22 protein-coding genes are annotated in these 25005 nt (G+C 59.7%); 16 read left to right on the top strand and 6 right to left on the bottom strand.

All coding sequences use genetic code 11. The features are described 5' to 3' along the window. The first annotated feature begins 8 nt into the window (after window positions 1-8). Both ACI3K0_RS05305 and ACI3K0_RS05300 read left to right on the top strand, forming a co-directional pair. Window positions 9-191 carry a hypothetical protein gene (locus tag ACI3K0_RS05305; RefSeq protein ID WP_206823253.1) on the top strand — a complete coding sequence of 61 codons (183 nt, stop codon included), beginning with the start codon at window positions 9-11 and terminating at the stop codon, window positions 189-191. Continuing rightward, window positions 191-511 carry a hypothetical protein gene (locus tag ACI3K0_RS05300; RefSeq protein ID WP_404945072.1) on the top strand — a complete coding sequence of 107 codons (321 nt, stop codon included), beginning with the start codon at window positions 191-193 and terminating at the stop codon, window positions 509-511. The genes ACI3K0_RS05305 and ACI3K0_RS05300 overlap by 1 nt, the downstream gene beginning before the upstream one ends. Window positions 512-585: 74 nt before the next feature. On the opposite strand, the gene lysS is transcribed toward ACI3K0_RS05300, so the two are convergent. The 3 genes from lysS to ACI3K0_RS05285 all read right to left on the bottom strand — a co-directional run bounded on the left by lysS (window position 586) and on the right by ACI3K0_RS05285 (window position 5640). Further along, window positions 586-2085 (bottom strand): lysine--tRNA ligase, encoded by a 1500-nt coding sequence (lysS, locus tag ACI3K0_RS05295; RefSeq protein ID WP_404945071.1) that lies wholly within the window; start codon window positions 2083-2085, stop codon window positions 586-588. 201 nt (window positions 2086-2286) lie between these two features. Beyond that, window positions 2287-3744, bottom strand: a complete 1458-nt coding sequence (gene gltX, locus ACI3K0_RS05290) for a glutamate--tRNA ligase (RefSeq protein ID WP_404945070.1) — start codon at window positions 3742-3744, stop codon at window positions 2287-2289. Window positions 3745-3870: 126 nt separating this feature from the next. Beyond that, entirely contained in the window at window positions 3871-5640 is a 1770-nt protein-coding gene (locus ACI3K0_RS05285) for an SLC13 family permease (RefSeq protein WP_404945069.1), read from the bottom strand. A 245-nt stretch (window positions 5641-5885) separates the two neighbouring features. Here ACI3K0_RS05285 and ACI3K0_RS05280 point away from each other — a divergent pair, with 245 nt between their 5' ends. The 4 genes from ACI3K0_RS05280 to ACI3K0_RS05265 all read left to right on the top strand — a co-directional run bounded on the left by ACI3K0_RS05280 (window position 5886) and on the right by ACI3K0_RS05265 (window position 9571). Then, window positions 5886-7007, top strand: a complete 1122-nt coding sequence (locus ACI3K0_RS05280; RefSeq protein WP_404945068.1) for an ABC transporter substrate-binding protein — start codon at window positions 5886-5888, stop codon at window positions 7005-7007. 208 nt (window positions 7008-7215) lie between these two features. Further along, window positions 7216-8205, top strand: a complete 990-nt coding sequence (locus ACI3K0_RS05275; RefSeq protein ID WP_206823878.1) for an iron ABC transporter permease — start codon at window positions 7216-7218, stop codon at window positions 8203-8205. Then, entirely contained in the window at window positions 8205-8963 is a 759-nt protein-coding gene (locus ACI3K0_RS05270) for an ABC transporter ATP-binding protein (RefSeq protein ID WP_404945067.1), read from the top strand. The genes ACI3K0_RS05275 and ACI3K0_RS05270 overlap by 1 nt, the downstream gene beginning before the upstream one ends. 65 nt (window positions 8964-9028) lie before the next feature. After that, entirely contained in the window at window positions 9029-9571 is a 543-nt protein-coding gene (locus tag ACI3K0_RS05265) for a glutathione peroxidase (protein ID WP_206823240.1), read from the top strand. Window positions 9572-9612: 41 nt separating this feature from the next. Here ACI3K0_RS05265 and ACI3K0_RS05260 read toward each other — a convergent pair whose 3' ends face one another. Then, a complete protein-coding gene (locus ACI3K0_RS05260; RefSeq protein ID WP_183821011.1) occupies window positions 9613-10383 on the bottom strand; it encodes a TerC family protein in 771 nt (256 codons plus the stop codon). Window positions 10384-10490: 107 nt separating this feature from the next. Beyond that, on the bottom strand, window positions 10491-11186 hold the full coding sequence (locus ACI3K0_RS05255; RefSeq protein WP_148143251.1) for a TetR/AcrR family transcriptional regulator: 696 nt from the start codon (window positions 11184-11186) through the stop codon (window positions 10491-10493). A 133-nt stretch (window positions 11187-11319) separates the two neighbouring features. On the opposite strand from ACI3K0_RS05255, the gene ACI3K0_RS05250 reads away from it, so the two are divergent. The 5 genes from ACI3K0_RS05250 to xylA all read left to right on the top strand — a co-directional run bounded on the left by ACI3K0_RS05250 (window position 11320) and on the right by xylA (window position 18270). Then, window positions 11320-12525 (top strand): HlyD family secretion protein, encoded by a 1206-nt coding sequence (locus tag ACI3K0_RS05250; RefSeq protein WP_206823234.1) that lies wholly within the window; start codon window positions 11320-11322, stop codon window positions 12523-12525. Window positions 12526-12583: 58 nt separating this feature from the next. Continuing rightward, window positions 12584-14185 (top strand): DHA2 family efflux MFS transporter permease subunit, encoded by a 1602-nt coding sequence (locus tag ACI3K0_RS05245; RefSeq protein ID WP_404945066.1) that lies wholly within the window; start codon window positions 12584-12586, stop codon window positions 14183-14185. Between the two features lie 148 nt (window positions 14186-14333). Further along, window positions 14334-15359: a LacI family DNA-binding transcriptional regulator gene (locus tag ACI3K0_RS05240; RefSeq protein WP_404945065.1), complete on the top strand. Its 1026-nt coding sequence runs from the start codon at window positions 14334-14336 to the stop codon at window positions 15357-15359. A gap of 22 nt (window positions 15360-15381) precedes the next feature. Continuing rightward, window positions 15382-16836, top strand: coding sequence for a xylulokinase (gene xylB, locus ACI3K0_RS05235; protein ID WP_404945123.1), 1455 nt, complete (start codon window positions 15382-15384; stop codon window positions 16834-16836). A 123-nt stretch (window positions 16837-16959) separates the two neighbouring features. Then, window positions 16960-18270, top strand: coding sequence for a xylose isomerase (xylA, locus tag ACI3K0_RS05230; protein ID WP_404945064.1), 1311 nt, complete (start codon window positions 16960-16962; stop codon window positions 18268-18270). Window positions 18271-18818: 548 nt separating this feature from the next. On the opposite strand, the gene ACI3K0_RS05225 is transcribed toward xylA, so the two are convergent. Then, entirely contained in the window at window positions 18819-19712 is an 894-nt protein-coding gene (locus ACI3K0_RS05225) for an aldo/keto reductase family oxidoreductase (RefSeq protein WP_404945063.1), read from the bottom strand. Window positions 19713-19847: 135 nt separating this feature from the next. Between ACI3K0_RS05225 and ACI3K0_RS05220 the strand changes: the two genes are divergently transcribed. From ACI3K0_RS05220 to ACI3K0_RS05200, 5 genes are all read left to right on the top strand, one after another. Next, window positions 19848-20744: a LysR family transcriptional regulator gene (locus ACI3K0_RS05220; protein ID WP_404945062.1), complete on the top strand. Its 897-nt coding sequence runs from the start codon at window positions 19848-19850 to the stop codon at window positions 20742-20744. A gap of 140 nt (window positions 20745-20884) precedes the next feature. Next, window positions 20885-21226 (top strand): DUF6665 family protein, encoded by a 342-nt coding sequence (locus tag ACI3K0_RS05215; protein WP_404945061.1) that lies wholly within the window; start codon window positions 20885-20887, stop codon window positions 21224-21226. Window positions 21227-21389: 163 nt separating this feature from the next. Next, window positions 21390-22925, top strand: coding sequence for a sugar ABC transporter ATP-binding protein (locus tag ACI3K0_RS05210; RefSeq protein ID WP_404945060.1), 1536 nt, complete (start codon window positions 21390-21392; stop codon window positions 22923-22925). Then, the gene (locus ACI3K0_RS05205; RefSeq protein ID WP_404945059.1) at window positions 22922-23923 is read left to right on the top strand and encodes an ABC transporter permease; all 1002 of its coding nucleotides are present in this window, start codon (window positions 22922-22924) and stop codon (window positions 23921-23923) included. The genes ACI3K0_RS05210 and ACI3K0_RS05205 overlap by 4 nt, the downstream gene beginning before the upstream one ends. A gap of 82 nt (window positions 23924-24005) precedes the next feature. Then, complete coding sequence (locus tag ACI3K0_RS05200; protein WP_404945058.1) at window positions 24006-24971, top strand: substrate-binding domain-containing protein; 966 nt, start codon at window positions 24006-24008, stop codon at window positions 24969-24971. Window positions 24972-25005: the final 34 nt, after the last annotated feature.

Below are 25005 nucleotides of genomic sequence, written 5' to 3'. Positions count from 1 at the left end.
AGGGACATATGGCAAAACGGGACAAGCGCAGCCGCCAAACAGCTGAAATAGAACTCTATCTGCGCCAAGTCGCTAGGCCTGCGCAAAAGGGGCAGGAGCCTGACGATCGTCGATATGATCGTGATGCGGAGCGCCAACTGCGCAAGCTTTTGCCCGAGGCGTTAAATGCACTTCTGAAAGAAGAGCGATAATGACCAACGTCACATATCTGAACCTGCCCATGGCTTTGCTTGGGCGATGGAGAGCAGAGTGGGATAGTGATGACGGCCGCTCTGAGTATCACATCTTTGTTCGTGATGGCCGCGTGGCTGTGGAGGCAATCGACTATGTTGATCGGGAAGCTTATGTCATCTCGAACATAGTCTGCGACAGCAAGAGTGTAGCGTTTGATACGCTGATGCGCTCGACCGGCCGTAAAGGCCATCTCGTTCTGGAGGTGAAATCAGCCAGCCGAGTTGATCTGACTTTCACCTTTACCAACACTTGCGCTGCAGTCAGATGTGAGGACTGATGCCTTTGTTTGATTAGCTGTCTAATCAGGACTGCCTCCCTCCCATAGAGCGGAAGGAGGCAGAGTTTCGTTCCTCAGTCCGCCTTGGCCTTGCGGGCCGGGAAGAGGATGACGTCGCGGATCGACGGGGCGTTGGTCAGAAGCATGACGAGGCGGTCGACGCCGATGCCGAGGCCACCGGCCGGGGGCATGCCCTGGTCGATCGCGTCGAGGAACTCGTCGTCCAGCTGCTTGTCCTTCTCGCCGCGGGCATGGGCCTGTTCGAGCTGCTCGACCATGCGCTTGCGCTGCTCTTCCGGGTCGTTCAGTTCGGAGAAGGCATTGCCTACTTCCCAGGCGTTGCAATAGGTCTCGAAGCGTTCGACGAGGCGCGGCTCGCCCGGAACTTCCTTGGCAAACGGCGAGATGTCCTTCGGGAAGTGGGTGACGTGGCTCGGCTGGATCAGCGTGCCCTCGACCTTTTCTTCAAAGATGAAGGCAAGGCATTCGCCCCAGGTCCAGTCCTTCTCGACCTCGAAACCAGCGGCCTTTGCTGCGGCGCGGGCCTCCTCGTCGGTCTTGATCGACAGGAAGTCGATCCCGGTCGCTTCCTTGACCGCGTCGGGCATCGGCACGCGCTTGAACGGGCCCTTGAAGGAGATCTGCTTGTCGCCGAAGGTGACGTCCGGGGTGCCGTGGATCGAAACGGCGAGCGTTTCGAACAGGCGCTCGACGAGGTCCATGACGTCCTCGTAATCGGCATAGGCCCAGTAGCATTCCATCATGGTGAATTCGGGATTGTGCCGGGTAGAGACGCCTTCGTTGCGGAAGTTGCGGTTGATCTCGAACACCTTGTCGGAAAGGCCCGAGACCAGCGTGCGCTTCAGGAAAAGTTCCGGCGCGATGCGCAGGTACATGTCCATCTTCAGCGTGTTGTGGAAGGTCTTGAACGGATCGGCAGTGGCGCCGCCATAAACCGTCTGCAGCATCGGAGTTTCGACTTCCAAGAAGCCGTCGTTTTCCATGAAGTGGCGGATGCCGGAAACGATCTTCGAGCGCTGCTGAAAGCGCAGCTTCGATTCTTCGTTGCTCATGATGTCGAGGTGGCGCTTGCGATAACGGATCTCGATATCGGCAATGCCGTTCCACTTCTCCGGCATCGGCAGAAGCGACTTGGTCAGCATGGTGATCTGCTGCGCGTTGATCGACAGCTCGCCGCGCTTGGTGCGGCGCACGGTGCCGGTGACGCCGATGATGTCGCCGAGATCGATCAGCGGCAGCATGTTGCGCGCTTCTTCCGGCGTGACGTCCTTGTGGGAGAAGATCTGGATCTTGCCAGAAGCGTCATGGATATCCATGAACATGCCGGAATTGCGCGAGGAATAGACGCGGCCGGCGACCGTGACGACGTCCTGAGTTTCCGTGTCCGGCTCCAGCGCCTCGTATTTCGCAGCCAGTTCCGCATTGGTCATGGTGCGATGGAAATGTGCCGGATAGACATCGCCGATGGTCTCGCGCAGCTTGGCAAGCTTTTGTGCGCGCACTTCGGTGACGTCGGAGGAGAGGGCGGTTTCGGTCTTTGTCGTGTCGGTCATATTCTAGTTCCTGTGACGGCTTGTGGCCTTGTGCCGTGTGACTGCCCCTCACCCTAACCCTCTCCCCGCAGGCGGGGCGAGGGGACGTGCCACGCTCGACGTTTGAGGGTGGCTGCAGAGTTTGCCTCTTGCGTCCTTCTCCCCGTCCTTACGGGGAGAAGGTGCCGGCAGGCGGATGAGGGGCCGGCACTATTTCCTAATTTACTTCCCGTCGCCGACCATTGAGGCGACGACCGTTGCTGCGATCTTCAGGCGCTGGCGAACGACGGAGCGGCCGAGAATGGCCATGCTATCGAACAGCGGCAGCGAGCGGGACGAGCCGGACATGGCGATGAAGAGCGGCGGGGTGACGACGCGGAGTTTCTTTTCCAGCTTGTCGGCAACGGCGCGCAGTTCCGCGTCGATCGCTTCCACGTTCCACTCGACCATCTTTTCGATGTCGGCCTGGACCGTGTTGATGATCAGCAGTGTATCTTCCGGCGAGGTCTTCAGGCCGGCGAAGGATGCCGGCGTCAGGCCGACATCGGCGGCGAGCAGGAAGCCTGCAAGGTTCGGCAGGTCGCCGAGCTTGGTGATGCGGCTCTGCGAGTGCAGCAGGCCCTGCTTAAGGCGATCGTTTTCCATTGCCCATTCGAGCGTGCGGGCGACGAATTCCTCCGGCGTCAGCTTTTCGCGCAGCCAGCGGCCGTTCAGCCATTCGAGCTTTTGCAGGTCGAAGATGGCGCCCGCCTTGGACAAGGCTTCCGGATCAAATTTTCCGGCCAGTTCTTCCATGGTCAGCAGTTCTTCGCCTTCGGCGATCTGCACGAAGAAGAGGCCAAGGAAGTTCATCAGGGCTTCCGGCAGGTAGCCGAGCGCCGAGTAGTAGCTGATCGAGGTCGGGTTCTTGCGCTTGGAGAGCTTGGACTTGTCGGCATTGCGCATCAGCGACAGGTGCATCCAGACCGGCGCTTCCCAGCCGAAATAACGGTAAAGCAGGATGTGCTTCGGCACCGATGCCAGCCACTCCTCGCCGCGGGCGACGTGGGTGATCTTCATCAGGTGGTCGTCGATGACGTTTGCCATGTGATAGGTCGGCATGCCGTCGCCCTTGATGAGCACCTGCATGTCAACACTGTCCCACGGGATCGAGACGTCGCCATAAACGCCGTCGGTAAAGTCGCAGCAGCCCTCGGTCGGGATTTTCATGCGAACGACGGAGCTTTCGCCGGCGGCCATCTTCGAAGTGACTTCTTCCGCAGTCAGATGCAGGCAGAGACCGTCGTATTTCGGTGGCTTGCCGGCGGCGCGCTGGCCTTCGCGCATCTGCTCAAGCCGCTCGGGCGTGCAGAAGCAGCGGAAGGCATGGCCCTTGTCGAGCAGGTCCTGTGCGAAAGGCTGGTACATGTCCTTGCGCTCGGACTGGCGGTAGGGGCCGTAGGGGCCGCCGACATCCGGGCCTTCCGACCATTTCAGACCCGTCCATTTCAGTGCATCCAGAACCCGTTCCTCGAATTCGAGCGTCGAGCGGGTGGCATCGGTATCCTCGATGCGCAGGATGAATTCGCCGCCGTTCTTCTTTGCGAAGAGGTAGTTGAAAAGGGCGATATAGGCGGTGCCGACATGCGGCTCGCCTGTGGGCGAGGGAGCGATGCGGACGCGTGGGGTCGGGTTGATCATTGTGCTGCTCTATTTCGCGGCGCAACTGGATGCGCCAAGCCTGTTCCGGGAATAGGGATTGGGGCAGGCTTAGGCCATATTCAGGCCGAAGCGTCAAGGTTTTTGGGAAGGTGACGCCCCTCGGGGCTAGGCGACCGGCCAAACATAGAGCAGGGCCGGAATGCTGACGAGGATGATGAGGAAGGACAGGGGCAGGCCGAGGCGGGGGTAATCGGAGAATTTGTAACCGCCCGGACCGAAAACCAGCGTGTTGCACTGGTGGCCGACGGGGGTGAGGAAATCGCAGCCTGCGCCGATCGCAACCGCCATCAGGAAGGCCTCGGGCTTGAAGCCGAGACTGGTGGCAAAGCTTGCCGCGATCGGTCCCATGACAAGCACGGTCGCAGCATTGTTGAGGAAGGGGGTAACCGCCATGGCGGTTATGAGGATGAGGCCAAGGGCACCCCAGGCGGGCAGGGTTGCCGCGACCTCGCCGAGCCAGCCGGCGATCAGGTCGCTGCCGCCTGTCGTGCGAAGGCTGTCGGAGACGGGAATGAGCGCTGCCAGCATGACGAGGATCGGCCCGTCGACAGACTTGTAGAAATCGGTGAGCGGTATGCAGCGGAAGACGACCATGCCGAGGGCGGCGGCGAAAAAGGCGACCGGAACCGGAGCAAAGCCGACGGCGGTAGCGGCCATGGCGAGCGCAAGGATGATGAGCGGAATGAAGGCGCGGCGGCGGGTGCCGAGCAGCACTTCCCGCTGGGCGAGTGGCAGGAGGGAGAAATCCTGCATGATGGTGGGCATGGTCTTTCGCGAGCCCTGCAGCACGATCACGTCGCCGGCCGCAAGCGTCAGGCTGCCGAGGCGCTCCTTCAAGCGTTCGCCGTGGCGGCTGATCGCCAGAAGATTGACGCCGCGTGTATAGGAGAGCGCCAGTTCCTTGGCGGACAGGCCTTTCAGAGGCGATTCCTGGCTGATGATCGCCTCGACCGATATGATGTCGCCCTGCGCCTGTTCGCCGGTCAGCGGCTTGCCGGACAATTGCAGCTTGGCGTTCGAGACAATGCGGTCCAGCGCCTTGGATGGGCCTTCGAGCATCACGATGTCGTTTTCCCGCAGGCTCAGGTCCGGGAAGGGCGCCATGCGGGCGGTGCCGCGCAGCACGGCATTGGCAATCACTTCGCCATCGCCGAGTTTCAGCAGTTCGCCCAGCCGTTTTTCGAGCACGGTGGATTGCGCCGTCACCATCACTTCCGAGGTGTAGTTCTTGATCTCGACGGCTTCCTCGATCGAGTGGTTTTCCTTCGTGCGGCTGGGCACCAGCCAGTGGAAAAAGAGCAGGAAGGTGATGCCGATGAGACAGAGGATGACACCCATCGGGGTGAAGTCGAACATGGTGAAGGACTGGCCGGTCAGCTCTTCGCGGATGCGTGAGACGACGATATTGGGCGAGGTGCCGATTTGCGTCATCAGCCCGCCGAGCAGCGCCGAAAAAGCCATCGGCATCAGGTATTTCGACGGCGAGGCACCGGATTTCTTGGCGAACTGGAAGGCGACCGGCATCATGATGGCGAGCGCGCCAATATTCTTGATGAAGGCGGAGAGAACCGCCACGACGATCATCAACAGCGCGAGCTGGGTGTGCAGCGTGTCGAGATTCGGGAAGAACTTCTTGATCGCCAGATCGACGATACCTGAGCGCGCCACACCTGCGGAGACAACCAGAGCGCTACCGACAATGATGACGATGTCATCGGAAAAGCCGGAAAATGCCTGGTCGGTCGGCACGACACCGAGAGCCACGGCCAGAACCAGCGCGCAACAGGCGACCACATCATAGCGAAACCGATCCCAGATGAACACTGCCATCATCGCGGCGATGACGGCGAAGGCGAGGATCTGCTGGGTTGTCATGCGGCTCCGGGGGGTATGCGTACGGCGAGGTGGGCGGTTTCGAGTGACGCAATAATGCCCGAGAGGCCTTATCGTTTCAAACGCGGATGCGAGATATCGCCGATTTGTACAATTCTACTGCGAATTGGGTGGGGTCGTCAGGATCTGTCCATTTTTCAAGTAAAAGTTGATTGTTTTGGTCATGAAATAGGCGTAGGTCCGCAACCGGGAGGAGATCTGATGCAACGGACACACAGAGGACACCCATGAGACCGATCGTATTTTCCGCCTTTGCCCTTGCGCTTGGTGCATCCACCGCGTTTGCCACCGACTATCCGGCAACGATCACCGATGTCGCGGGACGCACTGTGACGATCGCCAAGAAGCCCGAGCGGATCATTCTGCAGGATGGTCGCGACATGCTGACCGTTGCATTGCTCGATCGTGACAACCCGTATGCGCGTGTCGTCGGCTGGAGCTCCAATTTCGTCAAGTCGGATCCGGGCACTGCCAAGCTGATGGACCAGGCTTTCGGCAAGGCGCCGCCGGTGATGAGCCTGTCCGAGGACGGTGAAACCGATCTGGAAGCGGTCATTGCGGCCAAGCCTGATGTTGTCGTCGCTCAGATGCGGGCGCAAAAATCCTTCAAGGAAGGCGGTATCGAGGACAAGCTGAAGGCGCTCGATATCCCGGTCGTCTATCTGGACGTGATGGAAGAGCCGGTCGGCCACACGACGGAAAGCGTCGAAGTGCTCGGCAAGGTCATGGATCGCGAGAAGGAGGCTGGCGAATACGTGTCCTTCTACAAGCAGCACCTCGACCACCTGAACGACGTCATCGCCAGACAGACCGTGTTTCCGAACGTCTTCGTCGAAGCGAAGGCCGGCAACAAGGGCGACGGGTGCTGCTTCACGCATGGCGATACCGGCTTCGGCAAGCTGGTGACCTCGCTGAAGGGCAACAATATCGGCTCGAAGTTGCTGCCGGGCCAGACGGGTACCGTGTCGCTCGAGGCGCTGCTCGGCTCCAACCCGCCGGATGTCTACATCATGTCCGGTTCGCAGTGGACGAACCCGGAGAACTCGGCGGCTCCGTTCGGCTACAACGTCACGCCGCAGCAGGTTTCCGCAGCACTCGGCAAGCTGGAGCAGCGCGACGGCTTTGCCGCGATGAAGGCGGTGCGGGATGGCCGCGTCTACGGTCTCTATCACCAGTTCTACAACCACCCGTATAACATCGTCGGCCTCGAATACATGGCGAGTTTCATGTATCCGGAAGCCTTCAAGGATCTAGATCCCGCCGCAACCTATGCGACGCTGATCAAGACCTTCACCAAGATCCCCGATGCACCTGTCGTGCTCGGCGCGAGCGCGCCGGTAACGCAGTAATCTTTTGGAGCAGCTTCGCTTGATCTTTGAAACGCGAGGCTGCTCCATCTATCTGTTTCCAAGCAATTCCTGATGCAAGACCGGTTCTTTGGCATGCTGGAATTGCTCTCAAGCACCGGAGCATCGTGTGACTATTGCCGAACACAATCCGCCAGTCCTGCTGGCGGAGGCGGAGCGTGCCTATCATGGCAAAATCCGCGTGAAAGTGATGATGCTGATCGTTCTTGCCGTGGCACTTTGCGCCGCTGCAGTGATCGATGTCTGTGTCGGGTCTTCCGGTCTGTCGCCGAGCGACGTTCTGGCCGCGATCTTTGCGCCGGAGACTGTCAGCCGAGGGACGCATGCGATCGTCGTCGACGTGCGGCTGCCCTATTCGCTGATGGCCTTGCTTGTCGGCGCGTCACTGTCGCTTGCCGGTGCCGAGATGCAGACCATTCTCGACAACCCGCTGGCGAGCCCATTCACGCTCGGCGTGTCGTCTGCCGCATCCTTCGGCGCGGCGCTTGCCATCGTGCTGCAGCTCGGTATTCCCGGCTTGCCGCCGGAGTGGTTCATTCCCGCCAATGCCTTCATCTTCGCCTTCGGTTCGGTCCTGTTGCTGCAGGCGCTTTCCGGCCTGCGCGGTGCGGGTGTCGAGACGCTCGTGCTGTTCGGCATTGCGCTCGTTTTCATCTTCAATGCGCTGGTTGCCATTATGCAGTTTGTTGCTTCCGCCGAGGCGCTGCAGCAGCTCGTCTTCTGGAGCATGGGGAGCCTCACCCGCTCGACCTGGACGAAGCTGCAAATCATGGCGCTGGTCATGGCCTGCGTCGTGCCTTTCTCGATGGCTGCCTGCTGGAAGCTGACGGCGTTGAGGCTCGGTGAGGATCGGGCGCGTTCCTTCGGCATCGACGTGACGCGGCTGCGCTTCTTCTCGCTGCTGCGTGTCAGCATTCTGGCGGCCACCTCTGTCTCCTTCGTCGGCACGATCGGGTTCATCGGGCTTGTCGGCCCGCATCTCGCCCGGCTTCTGGTCGGCGAGGATCATCGTTTTTTCCTGCCGGCAAGCATGCTGTGCGGCGCGCTGGTCATGGCGCTCGCATCGGCCGCCAGCAAGATCATCGTGCCGGGCGTGCTGATCCCGGTCGGTATCGTCACCTCGCTGATTGGCGTGCCGTTCTTCCTTGCCCTGATTTTCAGCACGAAGGGGAAGGCGTAATGCTCTCGGTGGAAAAACTCTCTGCCGGTTACGGCAAAAAGCCGGTTCTGACGGATGTCGACATTTCCGCGATGCCGGCCGGGACGATTACGGCGTTTCTCGGCCAGAACGGCGCCGGCAAGTCGACGCTGCTGCGTTCACTCGCCGGCCTGCATAAGGCGGGTGGGATGCTGCATCTGGATGGTGCCGACATCACGCGGCAATCGCCGGCTCAGCGCGCACGGGCGATCACCTATATGCCGCAATCCCTGCCGCAGCGGGTGGCGCTGACGGTGCTGGAGGCAACGATCGGGGCACTTCGCGCCTCGTCGCGCGATCCGGATGCGGTCAAGCGCTCCCTTGCCGTTCTTGATCGGCTCGGCATCAGCAATCTTGCCATGGCGCAGCTGGACTCGCTCTCCGGCGGCCAGCGGCAGCTGGCCAGCCTTGCGCAGGCGCTGGTGCGCAAGCCGCGCGTGCTGCTGCTCGACGAGCCGACCTCGGCGCTCGACGTTGCCCATCAGATCCGCGTCATGCGCACGATCCGCGAGATTACCGAGGAACAGGGGATCATCTCTATCGCAGTCCTGCACGATCTCGGTCTCGCATGCCGCTGGTGTGACCGGCTGGTTCTCCTATCGGGTGGGCGCGTCGTCTCCGACGGAGAACCGCAACATGCTCTGACGCCCGATGTTCTCAATCAGGTCTATGGGGTTACTGGCCGTATCGAGCGCTGTTCGCGCGGATTTATCCAGGTGCTGATCGACGAAGTGGCATGAGTGATGGACAAGCCGGACGCGCGTATTAAGCTGGCGGGCATCTGCATTGCCTTGAGGAGTTTTCCATGACCGAGATTCTTTCCATTCCCGTCAAGCGTACTGACGGGAGCGAGACAACGCTTGCCAGCTACAAGGGGCAGGTCATGCTGGTCGTGAACGTCGCTTCCAAATGCGGGCTGACCAAGCAGTATGAAGGTCTGGAAAAGCTCTATGAGGACAAGAAGGACAAGGGGTTTGTCATCACGGCCTTCCCGGCCAACAATTTCAAGGGTCAGGAACCCGGCACGGATGCCGAGATCGTCGAATTCTGCCAGCTGACCTATGACGTGAAATTCCCGATCTTCTCGAAGATTTCGGTGAAGGGCGAGGACAAGCATCCGCTCTACAAGGCGCTCACCGGCTCAGGCGTCGCGACGACCGGCGACGGCCCGATGAAGGAACGGCTGAGAGGTCATGGAATGGAGGTTGCCGATGACGCGGAGATCGTCTGGAATTTCGAGAAATTCCTGATCGGCCGCGACGGCAAAGTGGTTGGGCGTTTTGCGCCGGATGTGACTGCCGATGACAGCCGGTTGGTCGAGGCTCTCGATCGCGAACTGGCAAAATAGCGGGAATAAAAAAGGGCGCCTCAGGCGCCCTTTTCCATGGATCAATGCAGTTTGGTGCCTCCGCCTTTGGCCTTGTTTTTGGCCTTGGCGTTTCTGGACCACATGTTGAGCATCTCGACCAGAGCCGAGAAAGCCATGGCGGCGTAGATGTAGCCCTTCGGCACATGGACGCCGAAACCTTCTGCGATCAGTGTCGCACCGATCATCAGCAGGAAGCCGAGCGCCAGCATGACGATGGTCGGGTTACGCTCGATGAAGTTGGCGAGCGGGGTGGCTGCAAGCAGCATGACGGTGACGGCTGCGACGACGGCGACGATCATGATCGGCAGGTGCGGCGTCATGCCAACTGCGGTGATGATGCTGTCGATCGAGAAGACGAGGTCGAGGATGAGGATCTGCACGATCGCGGTGCTGAAGCTCATCTTCACAACTTCCGCGCCGGCGCCGACCAGATCTTCCTTGTGGTCAATCGTATCGACCGAGTGATGGATTTCCTTGGTCGCCTTGTAGACGAGGAAGAGACCACCTGCGATGAGGATCAGATCCTTCCAGGAGAAGGGCTGTCCGAACACCTCGAAAATCGGGTTGGTCAGCTGGACGATCCAGGCGATCGTGCCGAGCAGGCCGAGGCGCATGATAAGGGCCAGACCGATACCGATCTTGCGTGCCTTTTCGCGATGCTCAGGCGGCAGCTTGTTGGTCAGGATGGAAATGAAGATCAGGTTGTCGATGCCGAGCACGACTTCCATGACCACGAGTGTTACGAGCGCTACCCAGGCCCCCGGGTCTGCTAAGAGCGCTGCTATGTCCATCCATGTCTCCTGTTTTCAATCAAAGGCGGTAAATGCCCGCCGCATTTGGGGGCTTTCAGCCTAAAAACAAGAGGAGGTTGCGCCTATCAAGCGACAATTTGACTAGTTCAGACGACCTTGGCGATCACGGATTTGTTATCCGATGCATAAGCTGCCATGAAAACGCGGATGGCGCCGCGTATAACACGTTCAATCTCCTGTCGCGACGGTGGCTCTGGCATCGTGCCGAAAAGGCGGAATTTGAAGAAGCTGCCGCTGACGAGATCGAGAAACTGGCCGGCGGCGAGATCGAGATCGTCGATCTCCAGCGTGCCGGCGGCGACGCCCTGACCCAGATAATCGTGCAGGACCGTTCTCAGATTCTGTGGGCCGCGGAAAAAACGGGAACAGAGATCGGGCATGCGTTCACGAACCCCGAGCACCGTGCGCATCGCGGTGACTACCTTTTCGTCGGTCATGTGTTCGAGAAAGGTGACGCCGAATTCGTAAAGGCCCTTTTCGATATTTTCGCTTTTGGCCAACACAGTCCTCATGGAGCCGAGAAAGGCCTCGCGTTCCATCTCTACCATCGCGACGAAGAGGTCTTCCTTATTGGCAAAATAGACATAGATCGTCCCTTTTGAGACGCCTGCCTCCCGGGTAATGTCATTCATGCTTGCTGCATCAAAACCCATGCGCATGAAAACACGCTTGGCACCGTCGAGGATCTGCTCGCGCTTTACGGGGTCCTCGCCCGCTGCAAAGCGGCCGGATACCTTCACGGTTTCCTTAAGCAAGACCTTTTTTAACCCTTTCGGCGTCATTTTTTCCATTTCCAACTTTTTTCGAACCGGTTGGTTCGATCTGGACTTGATATGTGGCAAAGAAGGCTCTATGTCAACGCTCCGAACTGATCGGTTCGATTGGTTTCAACCTCCTTCAACGACGGTTATACCCATGACGGCTTCTAAAAATGCCGGCGCTCTGCGCACAGTAAAAAGCGATGACATCGACGTGAGCAAGACGCAGGAGCAGGGCGATGCAAGCCCTGCTGCGGCTGAGGCTAGTCCGGCTGCGCCGGCACAGTCGCAGGCTCCTGCCCAGACGGCAGATGCACCGAAGAAAAAGAAGCGCGGTTTCGTGCTTCCGGTTGTCGTGCTTGCGCTTCTCGCCGGTGGTGCGTGGTATGGCTATGAATGGTGGACCACCGGCCGTTTCATGGTGTCGACCGATGACGCCTATATTGAAGGCGACATCGCCACGATTTCTCCGAAGGTCACGGCTTTCGTTGCCAAGGTGAATGTGGTTGCCAACCAACAGGTGAAGGCAGGCGACGTATTGGCCACGCTTGACAATGGTGACTATCAGAACGCGCTCGATCAGGCCAACGCGGCGATCGAGACCGAAAAGCTGTCACTCTCGCGCATCGATGCGCAGGTCGAAGGTGCGGAAGCCAGTCTTGCGCAGGCACAGGCTTCGAAGGTTGCGCTCGAAGCCGCCGTTCGTGGCGCAGAGATAACCCAGAAGCGCCAACAGGAACTTGCCACCAAGTCGGTCGGCACGGCTGCCGATCTCGATAGCGCCAATGTGGCTCTTGATCAGGCTCATGCCAATCTTGTCGGTGGCGAGGCGGCGATCAAGTCGGCCCAGGCCAATATCACCATCCTCGAAGCGCAGCGCAACGAAGCTGAAAGCTCTATCCGAACGCTGGAACTGCAGCGTGACAAGGCGGCCCGCGATCTCTCGTTCACGGTGCTCAAGGCTCCTTATGACGGCGTTGTCGGTAACCGCTCGGTTCAGGAAGGCGATCTCGTTTCGCCCGGCCAGCGGCTGATGGCGCTGGTTCCGACCCGCCAGCTCTATATCGACGCCAACTTCAAGGAGACCCAGATCCAGCATCTGGAGCCGGGCTCCAAGGTGAAGGTGCATGTCGATGCCTATGGCGACGACCCGATCACCGGCACGGTGGAATCGATCTCGCCGGCTTCCGGTTCGGTCTTCTCGCTGCTGCCGCCGGAAAACGCGACGGGTAACTTCACCAAGATCATCCAGCGCGTTCCGGTTCGTATCGCACTGCCGCAGGATGCTCTCGACACGGGTCGCCTTCGGGCTGGCTTAAGTGTCGTGGTCGATGTCGATACGCGCACTGCGCCGAAGAACTAACAGCCGATTGTCCGGCTCCTCGTCAAACAGGCCCTGAGCGAAGGGCGGAGGTGGTCCCATGGCTGGGAGCGCAACAACAACTGCAGGATCAGTGCCGGCCGCTTCCATGCCGGCAGACGAGCCAATGGATCGGAGAAAGCTGATTGCTTTCTTCGCAATGGTGCTCGGCATGTTCATGTCGATCCTCGATATCCAGATCGTCTCGGCTTCGTTGTCTGAAATCCAGGCGGGCTTGTCCGCCGGTTCGGACGAGATCGGCTGGGTACAGACATCCTATCTGATCGCGGAGGTCATCATGATCCCGCTTTCGGGTACGCTCGCGCGGATCATCTCGACACGCTATCTCTTCGCCGCTTCCGCTGCCGGTTTTACGGTTGCAAGCGCGCTCTGCGCCACGGCGACGAATATCGATCAGATGATCGTTTATCGCGCCATTCAGGGCTTTATCGGCGGGGGTATGATCCCGTCGGTATTTGCGGCTGCCTTCACCATTTTCCCGCCGTCAAAACGCGCCATCGTCTCGCCTATCATCGGTCTTATCGCGACGCTTGCGCCGACCATTGGCCCGACTGTCGGCGGTTATCTCTCCCATGCTTTTTCGTGGCACTGGCTGTTTCTGGTCAATATCGTTCCGGGCATCATAGTCACGATCGTTGCGTGGAACTTCATCGACTTCGACAAGCCTGAACTATCGCTTTTCAAGAAGTTCGACTGGTGGGGACTGGCCTCGATGGGCGTGTTCCTCGGGGCGCTGGAATATGTGCTGGAAGAGGGGAATTCCAACGACTGGTTTAACGACCACCTGATCGTCATCGGCGCGATCGCTTCGGCTGTCGGCGCCATGGTTTTCTTCTATCGGGCTTTCACGGTCGAGTTCCCGGTGGTGGACCTGACGGCTTTCGCCAATCGAAACTTTGCGCTGGGCTCGATTTTCTCCTTCGTGATGGGGATCGGGCTTTACGGGCTGACCTATATCTACCCGGTCTATTTGAGCCGCGTGCGTGATTATGACAGCCTGATGATCGGCGAGACGATGTTCGTCTCCGGTCTGGCGATGTTCTTCACTGCGCCGATCGCGGGCAAGCTATCGACTATCATGGACCTGAGGGCGATGATGGTGCTTGGCTTCGTCAGCTTCGGCGCAGGCACCTATATCATGACCGGGATCACTGTGGACTGGGATTTCTACGAGCTGTTCATCCCGCAGATCCTGCGCGGTTTCGGCCTGATGATGTGCATGGTGCCGATCAACAACATCGCGCTCGGCACGCTGCCGCCGGCCCGTATCCGCGGAGCGTCGGGCCTTTTCAACCTGACACGTAACCTCGGTGGCGCCGTGGGGCTGGCCATCATCAGCACCGTGCTGTCCAATCGTCAGGACGTGCATTACGAGCGGCTGCGCGAGCATCTCGACTGGGGCAATCCGACCGCTGTAGACCAGTTGAACAGCATGACCTCCAATCTCAACGCAGCCGGACTGGATGGTGCCACCGGCGCAATCCGGCAGATGGTCAATCTTGTTACGCAGCAGGCCGTCGTCATGTCGTTCAGCGACGTCTTCCTGATCCTCACCGTGCTGTTCGGATTGATGGTGCTGGGTGTCGCGATGATCGAGAAACCTTCGCCGCAGATCACAGGGCGAAGTGGCGGCGGTCACTGAGCGTTCAGCGAAAATTTCAGGAAACCACCGCCGAAGAGGGGCCGTTACCGCAGGGTGACGGCCCCTTTTCGGTTTCGTTTCCCGATCGCCGTGATTTTCTGATTTACGTACCTCAAAAACTGAGATAGGACGCTTCACGGAGGAATTCATGAAGCCCACCGTCCATGATATCGCGCGTAGCGCAGGCGTCAGCCTAGCGACGGTCGATCGCGTTCTCAATGGTCGGCCCGGTGTGAGGCATGTTACCCGCGAGCGCGTCGAGCAAGCGATCTCCAGTCTGGGCTACGTGCGCGATGTGGCGGCGGCCAATCTGGCCAAAGGACGGACCTATTCCTTCGTCTTCGTGCTGCCGAATTACGACAATTCCTTCATGATCGGGATCCGTGACGAGGTTCATGCCGCAATTTCGCGGTCTGGCGCGGAACGCACCCAAATCCGTATCGTGGAAGTGCCCCCCTTCGATGCCGCGGCCTTGGCGGACGCCCTCAATCGTATCGTTCCCGACAGGCCTGATGGTGTTGCCTTCGTCGCCGTCGAGGGGCACGAAGTGCATGCCGCAGTGGCAGGGCTGAAGGATGCCGGCATTGCGGTCGTCACTCTGGTATCCGATCTTCCCGGATCGGAAAGGGACCATTTCGCCGGTATCGACAATCATGCGGCGGGACGCACGGCCGCCAATTTGCTCGGCCGGTTCACCGGTGGGCGCGACGGCCGGATCGCCGTCATTGCCGGGTCCATGCTGGTGCGCGACCATCGTGAACGTCTGGAAGGTTTTCTGGCGGTCATGGGCGAGAGTTTTGCGCGGCTCGATGTACTACCGGTGATGGAAGCGCGGGATAATCCGGCGCTTACGGCCGAAGTCGTTTCGGCAGCGTTGGGACGTTATCCCGATATTATTGGCCTTTACAGTCTTGGGGCGGGTAATCGCGGGATGGTGCATGCACTGCGCGAGGTCGCCCGCGACGCGCGGCCTGTGGTCGTTGCGCATGAGTTGACCGCAACGACGCGTGCAGCACTTTCTCATGATCTCATTGATGCCGTGCTCAATCAGGATGCCGGCCACGAGGTTCGCAGTGCGATCCGCGTGCTGAAGGGCAAGGTTGAGGGCTTGTCGGTGATTGCCGCGCAGGAGCGTATCCGTATCGACATATTCCTGAAGGACAACATGCCCTGAAGGCAGGATGAAAGGACAATACATGTATCTCGGTCTCGATCTCGGCACCTCCGGCGTCAAAGCGATGCTGATCGACGGCGACCAGAAAATCATCGGCTCGGCGAGCGGTGCGCTTGAGGTTTCGCGCCCGCATTCCGGTTGGTCTGAGCAGGATCCGGCGCATTGGGTTCGTGCCTGCGAAGAGGCGATTGCCGGCCTCAAGGCCGCGCATCCGGCGGAGCTTTCGGCGGTGAAGGGCATCGGTCTTTCCGGCCAGATGCATGGCGCGACATTGCTCGATGCCGAGGATAATGTGCTGCGGCCGTGTATTTTGTGGAACGACACGCGTTCCTTCCATGAGGCGGCAGAACTAGATGCCGATCCGCGTTTCCGTGCGATCACCGGCAACATCGTGTTTCCCGGCTTTACCGCGCCGAAGCTGGCCTGGGTCAAGAAAAACGAGCCGGAGATCTTTGCCAAGGTCTCCAAGGTGCTTTTGCCGAAGGATTATCTGCGTCTCTGGCTGACGGGCGAGTACATTTCCGAGATGTCGGATTCGGCCGGTACTTCCTGGCTCGATACGGGCGCGCGCAAATGGTCTCCAGAGCTGCTTGCGGCGACCGATCTTTCTGAAGCTCAAATGCCGTTGCTGGTCGAAGGGACCGATCAGGCGGGCAAGCTGCGCGGTGAGCTGAAGTCCAAATGGGGTATTTCCGGCGATGTGGTTGTGGCCGGTGGGGCAGGCGACAACGCCGCTTCGGCCTGCGGCATGGGTACGGTGAAGGAAGGCCAGGCTTTTGTGTCGCTCGGCACGTCCGGCGTGCTGTTTGCTGCCAACGGCTCCTACCTGCCGAAGCCGGAAAGCGCCGTTCACGCCTTCTGCCACGCGCTGCCGAAGACATGGCACCAGATGGGTGTCATCCTGTCGGCGGCCGATGCAATCAACTGGCATGCGAAGGTGATGGGCAAATCGGCTGCAGAACTGTCCGGCGAACTCGGCGATACGCTGAAGGCGCCGACCGGCCTGACCTTCCTGCCTTATCTTTCCGGTGAGCGCACGCCGCATAATGATGCGGTTATCCGTGGTGCGTTTATCTGCCTCGAACACGAGTCGAACCGCGCCGTGCTGACGCAGGCGGTGCTTGAAGGCGTGACCTTCGCGATCCGCGACAATCTCGAGGCGCTGAAATCCGCTGGAACCTCGATTTCCCGCGTGACGGCGATCGGCGGTGGTTCGCGCTCGCGTTACTGGCTGTCCTCGATCGCAACCTCGCTTGGCGTTCCGGTCGATATCCCGGCCGATGGCGATTTCGGTGCGGCCTTCGGTGCTGCTCGCCTCGGTCTGATTGCGGCAACCGGTGCCGATCCGGTTTCGGTCTGCTCTGCCCCGAAGACGGAGGCGACGATCGAGCCGGTGACGGCGCTGTCTGATGCCTATGAGGCTGCCTATTCGCGTTATCGCGCCGCCTATCCGGCAATCCGGGCGATTGCCGGTTGATCTGATCAGGGAGAGGGAAGCCTCTCCCTAAAGACCGGGCCGGGATGAGTGTATTTTTCGGCCTACAATGAGGTACGTACCTCAATCTAAGTTTAGAGAAGGCTTTCCAAGGAGGAAACACATATGGGTACAGGATTTTTCGGGGATATTTCCAAGATCAAATACGAGGGGCCGGACAGCACCAATCCGCTGGCCTATCGCTTCTACAACCCAGATGAAGTAGTTGCGGGCAAGCGGATGGAAGATCATCTGCGCTTTGCGATCGCCTATTGGCACTCGTTTGCCTGGGAGGGCGGAGACCCCTTTGGTGGACGCACGTTCGACCGTCCGTGGTATGACGGGGAGATGGACAAGGCCAAGCTGAAGGCGGATGTCGCCTTCGAGATGTTCTCGCTGCTCGGCGCACCCTATTACTGCTTCCACGATGCCGACGTGCGCCCGGAAGGCAAGACGTTTGCGGAGAACACCAAGAACCTCAACGAGATCGTCGATTACTTCGCAAAGAAGCAGGAAGAGACCGGCGTAAAACTGCTCTGGGGCACGGCGAACCTGTTCTCCAACCGCCGCTTCATGTCCGGCGCCTCGACCAATCCGGATCCGGATGTGTTTGCCTATTCGGCTGCGACCATCAAGACCTGCATGGACGCCACGATGAAGCTCGGCGGCGAGAACTATGTTCTGTGGGGTGGTCGCGAAGGTTACGAGACGCTGCTCAATACCGACCTGAAGCGCGAATTCGACCAGATGGCGCGGATGCTGCATCTCGTCGTCGAATACAAATACAAGATCGGCTTCAAGGGCCAGATCCTGGTCGAGCCGAAGCCGCAGGAGCCGACCAAGCATCAGTATGACTATGACGTCGCGACCGTTTACGGCTTCCTGAAGAAGTACGGTCTGGAAAACGAAGTGAAGATGAATATCGAGCAGGGCCACGCGATCCTTGCCGGCCACACGTTCGAGCATGAGCTGGCGCTCGCTGCCGCACACGGCATCTTCGGTTCGATCGACATGAACCGCAACGACTACCAGTCCGGCTGGGATACCGACCAGTTCCCCAACAATGTGCCGGAAATGGCGCTGGCCTATTATCAGGTTCTGCTGGCAGGCGGGTTTACCACCGGCGGTACGAACTTCGATAGCAAGCTGCGCCGCCAGTCGATCGATCCGGCTGACCTATTGATCGGCCATATCGGCGGCATGGATTGCTGCGCCCGAGGACTGAAGGCTGCTGCCAAAATGGTGGAAGACGGTGCGCTGTCGAAGCCGCTCAGCGATCGCTATGCGAAGTGGGACAGTGCGGATGCGCAGAAGATGCTGCGCGGCGAGTTTAAGCTCGAAGAGATCGCCGCCAAGGTCGAACGCGAAAACATCAGTCCGGAACCGAAGTCGGGTCGTCAGGAATATCTGGAAAACGTCGTCAATCGGTATGTCTGATCTCAGTTGAACAGTCGCAAAAGATCTACATGGCCCGGCAGTTTTCCGCCGGGCCATATTTCGTTCTAGACAGACCGAACGTCAGCAGTTGCGATAACAGCGTTGCTGTACAATATTGAAAGCTCTTCTCGACCCAAACTTCAGTGAGTGGCTGATGAGATCGGTTAGAAGCTTTCCCGATTTCGGAGCCTTGTTCAAAGGAGCCGACCATGAGAAAAGCTGTTGCCTTATTCCTGATCGTATTCCTTGGTCTCGTGCAGCCTGCGGGCGCATTCACCCTGGATGCTATACCGGGTAGCCTGATATATCCGACACAGCCGAAGACGAAGCTGAAGAAGGCGCCAGTCGGCAGCCTCCTGACGCATGAGTTCCAAAGAGATGGATTCAGTTACACCGAGACTTATCGTGTCGGACCCAAACGGGAGTTGCAGCTTTTGAGCCGCAAACAGCGTAGCGGGACGCGATAGGTCAGGAGGCCGTCATATTTAAAACGCGGAAAGCCACTTGCCGGAGAGACGCCGCACCCGTCGAGGCGCGGCGTTGTTTTCTCAGGCTGCCTTCTTGCCGGCGATACCATCCAGTTCGCTCAAGGCGTCTTCCGGCAGTTTCAGTTCACCGGCGGCAAGGTTCTCCTTCAGGTGACCCAGCGAAGACGTGCCGGGGATCAGAAGGATGTTCGGCGAGCGCTGCAGCAGCCAGGCAAGTGCGACCTGCATCGGCGTGGCGTTCAGGCGTGCCGCGACATCCGAAAGTGTCGAGGACTGCAGCGGCGAGAAACCTCCGAGCGGGAAGAAAGGCACGTATGCGGTGCCTTCCGCGGCCAGCTGATCGATAAACGCATCGTCTTCGCGGTGGGCGAGATTGTACTGGTTCTGGACACAGACGATCTCGGTGATTCTGCGCGCCTCAGCGATCTGGGTGGGCGTGACGTTCGAGACGCCGATATGGCGGATGAGTCCCTGACGCTGGAGATCGGCCAGAACCGTCACCTGTTCCTCGATCGATCCTTCCGCCGGGCCGTGAATACCGTGCATCGAGCGGAAGTTGACGATGTCGATGACGTCGAGGCCGAGATTGCGGAGGTTGTCGTGGACGGCGGCGATCAGCTCCTCCTTCGACATGGCCGGCAGCCATTCGGCATTCGGGCCGCGTTTGGCTGAAACCTTGGTGACGATCGTGAGATTGTCCGGATAGGGATGCAGCGCTTCACGAATGATCTGGTTAGTCACATGCGGGCCGTAGAAATCACTGGTGTCGATATGGTCGACGCCGGCCTCGATGGCGGCACGCAAAACGGCGACAGCGGCGGCGCGATCCTTCGGCGGGCCGAAGACGCCCGGGCCGGCAAGCTGCATTGCACCGTAGCCGATGCGCTTGACCGTGTGGCTGCCCATCTTGAACGTGCCGGATTTCGCGAGGTCGAATGTGCTCTGATCGGACATGGGGATGCTCCTTTTGCTGATCGCCGGTTGTTTGCGATCTTCGGTGAAATGGAAATAGCGCGAGGACGTTCCCTTTATAAGTCTGCACAATTCGGATAGTCTGTACGTTGAAACGGACAATCGAAAGCAGGCTTCATGGGCGTGGAAATCAGCGATCTGCAGGGCTTCCTCACCGTGGCACGGGCCGGTGGATTTCGCGAGGGCGCACGCATCAGCGGCGGCAGCGCATCGGGATTGAGCGATGCGGTGCGGCGGCTGGAAACCCAGCTCGGCGTGCGCCTGCTCAATCGGACGACGCGCAGCGTGGCGACGACCGAGGCGGGGCAGGGGCTCATCGATCGGCTGGCGCCGGCGCTGGCGGAAATGGAAGCGGCGCTCGATGTCGTCAACGGGTTTCGCGAGCGGCCTGCGGGTGTGCTGAAGCTGAACGTGCCGGTCAGTGCGGCGCGGTTGGTGTTGCCGTCGATCGTGCCACGGTTTCTGGCGGCCTATCCGGACATTCGGCTGGAACTGATGATCGAGGATAGTTTTGTCGACGTGATTGCCGCCGGCTGCGATGCCGGTATCCGTTACGACGAGCGACTGGCGCAGGACATGATCGCGGTGCCGATAGGACCGCGTACGCAACGTTTTGCCGCGGTTGCCTCGAAGGATTATCTCGACCGGCGCGGTCGGCCCGCGCATCCGCGCGATCTGATGCAGCATTCCTGTATCCGCAACCGTTTCGCCAGCGGTTCAATGCCGGATTGGGAATTCGAGCGGGACGGCGAGACGGTACTGATCGATCCGCCTGCCGTGCTGATCGTGCAGACGGGCGGCGGCGTCGATCTTGCTGTCGATTGCGCCAAGGCGGGGGCGGGTATCGTCACGCTGTTCGAGGATTGGCTGCGCCCGCATATCGACAGCGGGGCGCTGGAACCGGTGCTGGAGGACTGGTGGCCGGAATTTTCCGGGCCATTTCTCTATTATCCCGGTCGCCGGCTGGTGCCGGCGCCGCTCAGAGCTTTTATCGATTTCATCAAGGCAGCTTGAGCAGGGATGGCGCGCAACTTTCGCGTTCAACTTTTCATAACGTAGAGTTGAAGTCTGGCTCGGGCGGCGTTTTGACATGGCGCATTATCGGGGAGCCAATTGGTCGGCTAGAACCTCCCGGCAAACATAAGGAGATCTTCATGTCAGTTCGTGCACCGCAATTCTTCGGTTCGCCATCGCTTCAGAGCGGATTGAGCGCCCTGGAATACGAGATTGCCGAGGAGCGTGCGAGCGCACTTGGACGAAACGGACGGCAGGTAGAAGCCAGCCTTGAAAAGCTTCGTAAATGGGATGCAGATCATGCCGGCAAGGTTGAGGCAAAGCGCCTTGATCTGGTGCAGGACGCCGCCGAAGCCGTCTGGGGGCTTTTTGTCCAACGGGAATTGTGCGGTTTGAGCAATGGTCCCGATGTCGCGAAGGATTATCAGATCCCCGGCGAGGTGATGGCCAAGGTCGGGACCTTCAGACGTTCGGCGTCATGACGCAGAGTTGACGTTCAATTCTGCTTTACGTACCTCATATCTTTGGATAGCCTGAAATACAGGGAGGATTTCAGGTGCACCACATCGCTTGCGAGGAGGCAGGCGTTGGGGGCGTGTCGCATGGCGACCGTTTCACGACGCTCGTGAATTTGAGGTTGGGTGGATGACTATATCCCCCGTACCCGCTGATTCATCCATAAGTCCGCCGCTGCTTGATGCAAGCGGCCTGTCGAAGACGTTCGGGATCATCGAGGTCCTGAAGGATATTTCGTTGACCGTTCGCGCCGGCGAGGTTCATGCGATCATCGGTGAGAACGGCGCCGGCAAATCCACGCTGATGAAGATCCTTGCCGGCAATCATCAGCCGACGCGTGGCGAGATCAATATCGATGGCACTGCGGTTAGTTTCTCCGGTCCGGTGGATGCGGAAAACCATGGCATAGTGCTGGTGCATCAGGAGATACTGCTCGCGCCCGACCTGACGGTGGCGCAGAACATCTATCTCGGTCGTGAGCTGAGGAAGGGGCTGGTCGTCGATGATCAGGCCATGCGTTCTGGCGCACGGCAGGCGATCGTCGATCTCGGTGGGTATATAGACCCGGATACGATCGTGTCGCGGCTTTCCATCGCTCAACGCCAGCTGGTGCAGATCGCCCGCGTGCTTTTGGTCCCGCACCGGATCGTCATCTTCGACGAACCGACCGCATCACTGACGCCTCATGAAACAGAGGCATTGCTGAAGGTCATCCGTGATATCCGCGCCAAGGGTGTCGGCGTGCTCTACATTTCTCATCGTCTGCCGGAGGTGAAGGAGATTGCCGACCGGGTCACCGTTCTGCGTGACGGGAGGCTTGTCGGTTCACATGATGCCGCGGACCTTCAGCCGGCGGACATGGCACGGCTGATGGTGGGGCGCGATGTGGCGAAGCTTTATCCCGACCGGCACGCAGCCGAGGTGCGGCAAGCGGTACTCGAGGTCGAAGGGCTCGACGTTCCGGGTTTTGCGCGGGATGCCGCCTTTACCCTCAGAAAGGGCGAGATCCTCGGTTTCGCCGGGCTGATCGGCGCGGGGCGCACCGAGCTGATGGAAGGGCTGGTTGGCTTGCGCCCGGCCAAGGGCAAGGTGGTGCTGAATGGCCATCCGGTCTCATTCACCGACGTACATTCGAGCCTGAAAGCCGGTGTCGCCTATCTTTCCGAGGACCGGAAGGGCAAGGGGCTGTTGCTCACCAAGGATCTTCGGGTCAACCTGACGCTTGCCTCGCTTGGAAAATTCATTCGCGGCCTGCAGATCGACAGGAAGCGTGAGGCCGAAGCGCTCGACAAGGCGATCAAGGATTTCGATATCCGGACGGGGACGAAAAACATTCTTGCCGGACAGCTTTCCGGCGGAAACCAGCAGAAACTCCTGCTTGCCAAGATGATGATGCTCGACCCGCAGGTTGTTATCATCGACGAGCCGACCCGCGGCATCGATATCGGCAACAAGGAACAGATTTACAAATTCATCGCGGCCTTGGCCGAAGAGGGGCGGTCGATCATCGTCGTTTCCTCCGAGATGCCGGAACTGATCGGCATTTGCGACCGCATTCTGGTGATGCGGGCGGGCAGGATTGTCGGCGAGGTTCAGGGAGAGAACATGACCGAAAACGAGATCGTTGAGCTTGCCACGGGCGTGAATGCGGGGGCGGTGGCATGAGCGCGGCGACGACCGATACGGCCAAGGTGCCGAAGACATCGCGGGATTGGGACATGGCGGCGATTGCGCCATTCGTGGCGCTCGCCCTGCTTCTGGTGCTTGGATATTTCGCCAATCCGAATTTCGTCTCCGTCGCCAACCTGACCAATGTCATCACCCGCAGCGCCTTCATTGCGATCATCGCGCTCGGCGCGACCTATGTGATCTCGTCCGGCGGGCTCGACCTTTCCGTCGGGGCCATGGTCGCTTTCGTGGCGAGCCTGATGATCCTGTTCATGAATACCGGTGCGATCGGCGATCCGATGCTGATGCTGGTTGCCGCGATGCTGGTGGCGCTGGGTCTCGGTGCCGCCTGCGGGCTGGCGAACGGGCTGATCACCACCGTCGGCAGAATAGAACCTTTCATTGCCACGCTCGGAACCATGGGCATCTATCGCGGCCTGACGACCTGGCTCAGCCAGGGCGGTTCGATCACGGTGCGGGACCGCGAGCTGCAGCAGCTTTATCGTCCGGTTTATTTCGGCGATGTCTTCGGTGTTCCGATCCCGATCATCGTCATCTTCGCCACCGCAGCACTGGCAGCCTTCGTGCTTTATCGCACTCGTTACGGCCGGCACCTGATCGCCGTCGGCTCGAACGAGGAAGTGGCCCGGTATTCGGGCATATCGGTGCAGAAGGTGCGCACCATTGCCTATATCGTGCAGGGGCTTTGCGTCGCGGTTGCGGTGATCATCTATGTGCCGCGCCTCGGCTCCACTTCGGCGACGACGGGCATTCTTTGGGAACTGCAGGCAATCACGGCGGTCGTTGTTGGCGGCACGGCATTGAGGGGCGGTGTCGGGCGGATCTGGGGCACGGTCTGCGGGGCGTTCATCCTCGAGATTGTCGGCAATATCATGCTGCTTTCCAACTTCGTCAGCGAATATCTGATCGGCGCAATCCAGGGGGCGATCATCATCATCGCCATGCTGGTGCAGCGGTCGCTGATGCGGAAGTGAGGAGGCATTCGAGAATAGGCCGGGCCATCTGGGGTAGGTCCGGTCAGGAGGAGATCACCCCTTAAAACTTGGGAGAGAGAACATGCACAAGAGATTATTGGGCTATGCCGCAGCGGCGCTGACGGCATTTGCCGTGGCGGTGCCGGCGACGACTTTTGCCCAGGAGGCAAAGAAGGTGACGATCGGCGTTTCCATTCCTGCCGCCGACCACGGCTGGACGGCTGGCGTTGTGTTCCATGCCGAACGTGTCGCCAAGCTTCTGATGGCCGAGCACAAGGGCTTGAACGTCATCGTCAAGACGTCGGCCGATCCGGCAAGCCAGGCGAATGCAGTGCAGGATCTGGCGGTGCAGGGCATTGATGCACTGGTCATCCTGCCGACCGATCCGGATCAGCTCGTATCGGCCATCCAGCAGGTGAAGGACGACGGCAAGTTCGTGGCGCTGGTCGACCGCGCGCCTTCCGTCAACGACAACACGATCCGCGATCTCTATGTCGCCGGTAACAACCCGGCGCTCGGCGAAGTCGCCGGCCAATACATCGCCAAGACGACGCCGGAAGCCGAAGTCGTCATCATTCGCGGCCTGCCGATCCCGATCGACCAGCAGCGTCAGGACGGTTTTGACAAGGGCATTGCCGGCTCGAAGGTGAAGGTTCTCGATCGCCAGTACGGCAACTGGAGCCGCGACGACGCATTCCGCGTGATGCAGGACTATCTCACCAAATACCCCAAGATCGACGTAGTGTGGTGCCAGGATGACGACATGGCTGTCGGCGTGCTGGAAGCCATCGAGCAGGCCAAGCGCACCGACATCAAATATGTCATCGGCGGCGCCGGTTCGAAGGACATGATCAAGAAGGTCATGGATGGCGACAAGATGATGCCGGTCAACGTGCTCTATCCGCCGGCCATGGTGGCGACCGCCATGGAACTGACGGCCGGCAATTTCTATGACCAGGTTCCGGTGAGCGGCAACTACATCCTGGATGCCACGCTGATCACCAAGGATAATGCGGAGAGCTTCTACTTCGCCGACTCGCCGTTCTGATCGGCCTTTTCGAGCGCGCACGGTTGTCAGCCTG

This window comes from Rhizobium sp. ZW T2_16, from assembly GCF_044987325.1.
In the GTDB taxonomy this organism is placed as follows: domain Bacteria; phylum Pseudomonadota; class Alphaproteobacteria; order Rhizobiales; family Rhizobiaceae; genus Neorhizobium; species Neorhizobium cellulosilyticum.
This window is presented reverse-complemented; position numbering and strand designations above follow the sequence as displayed.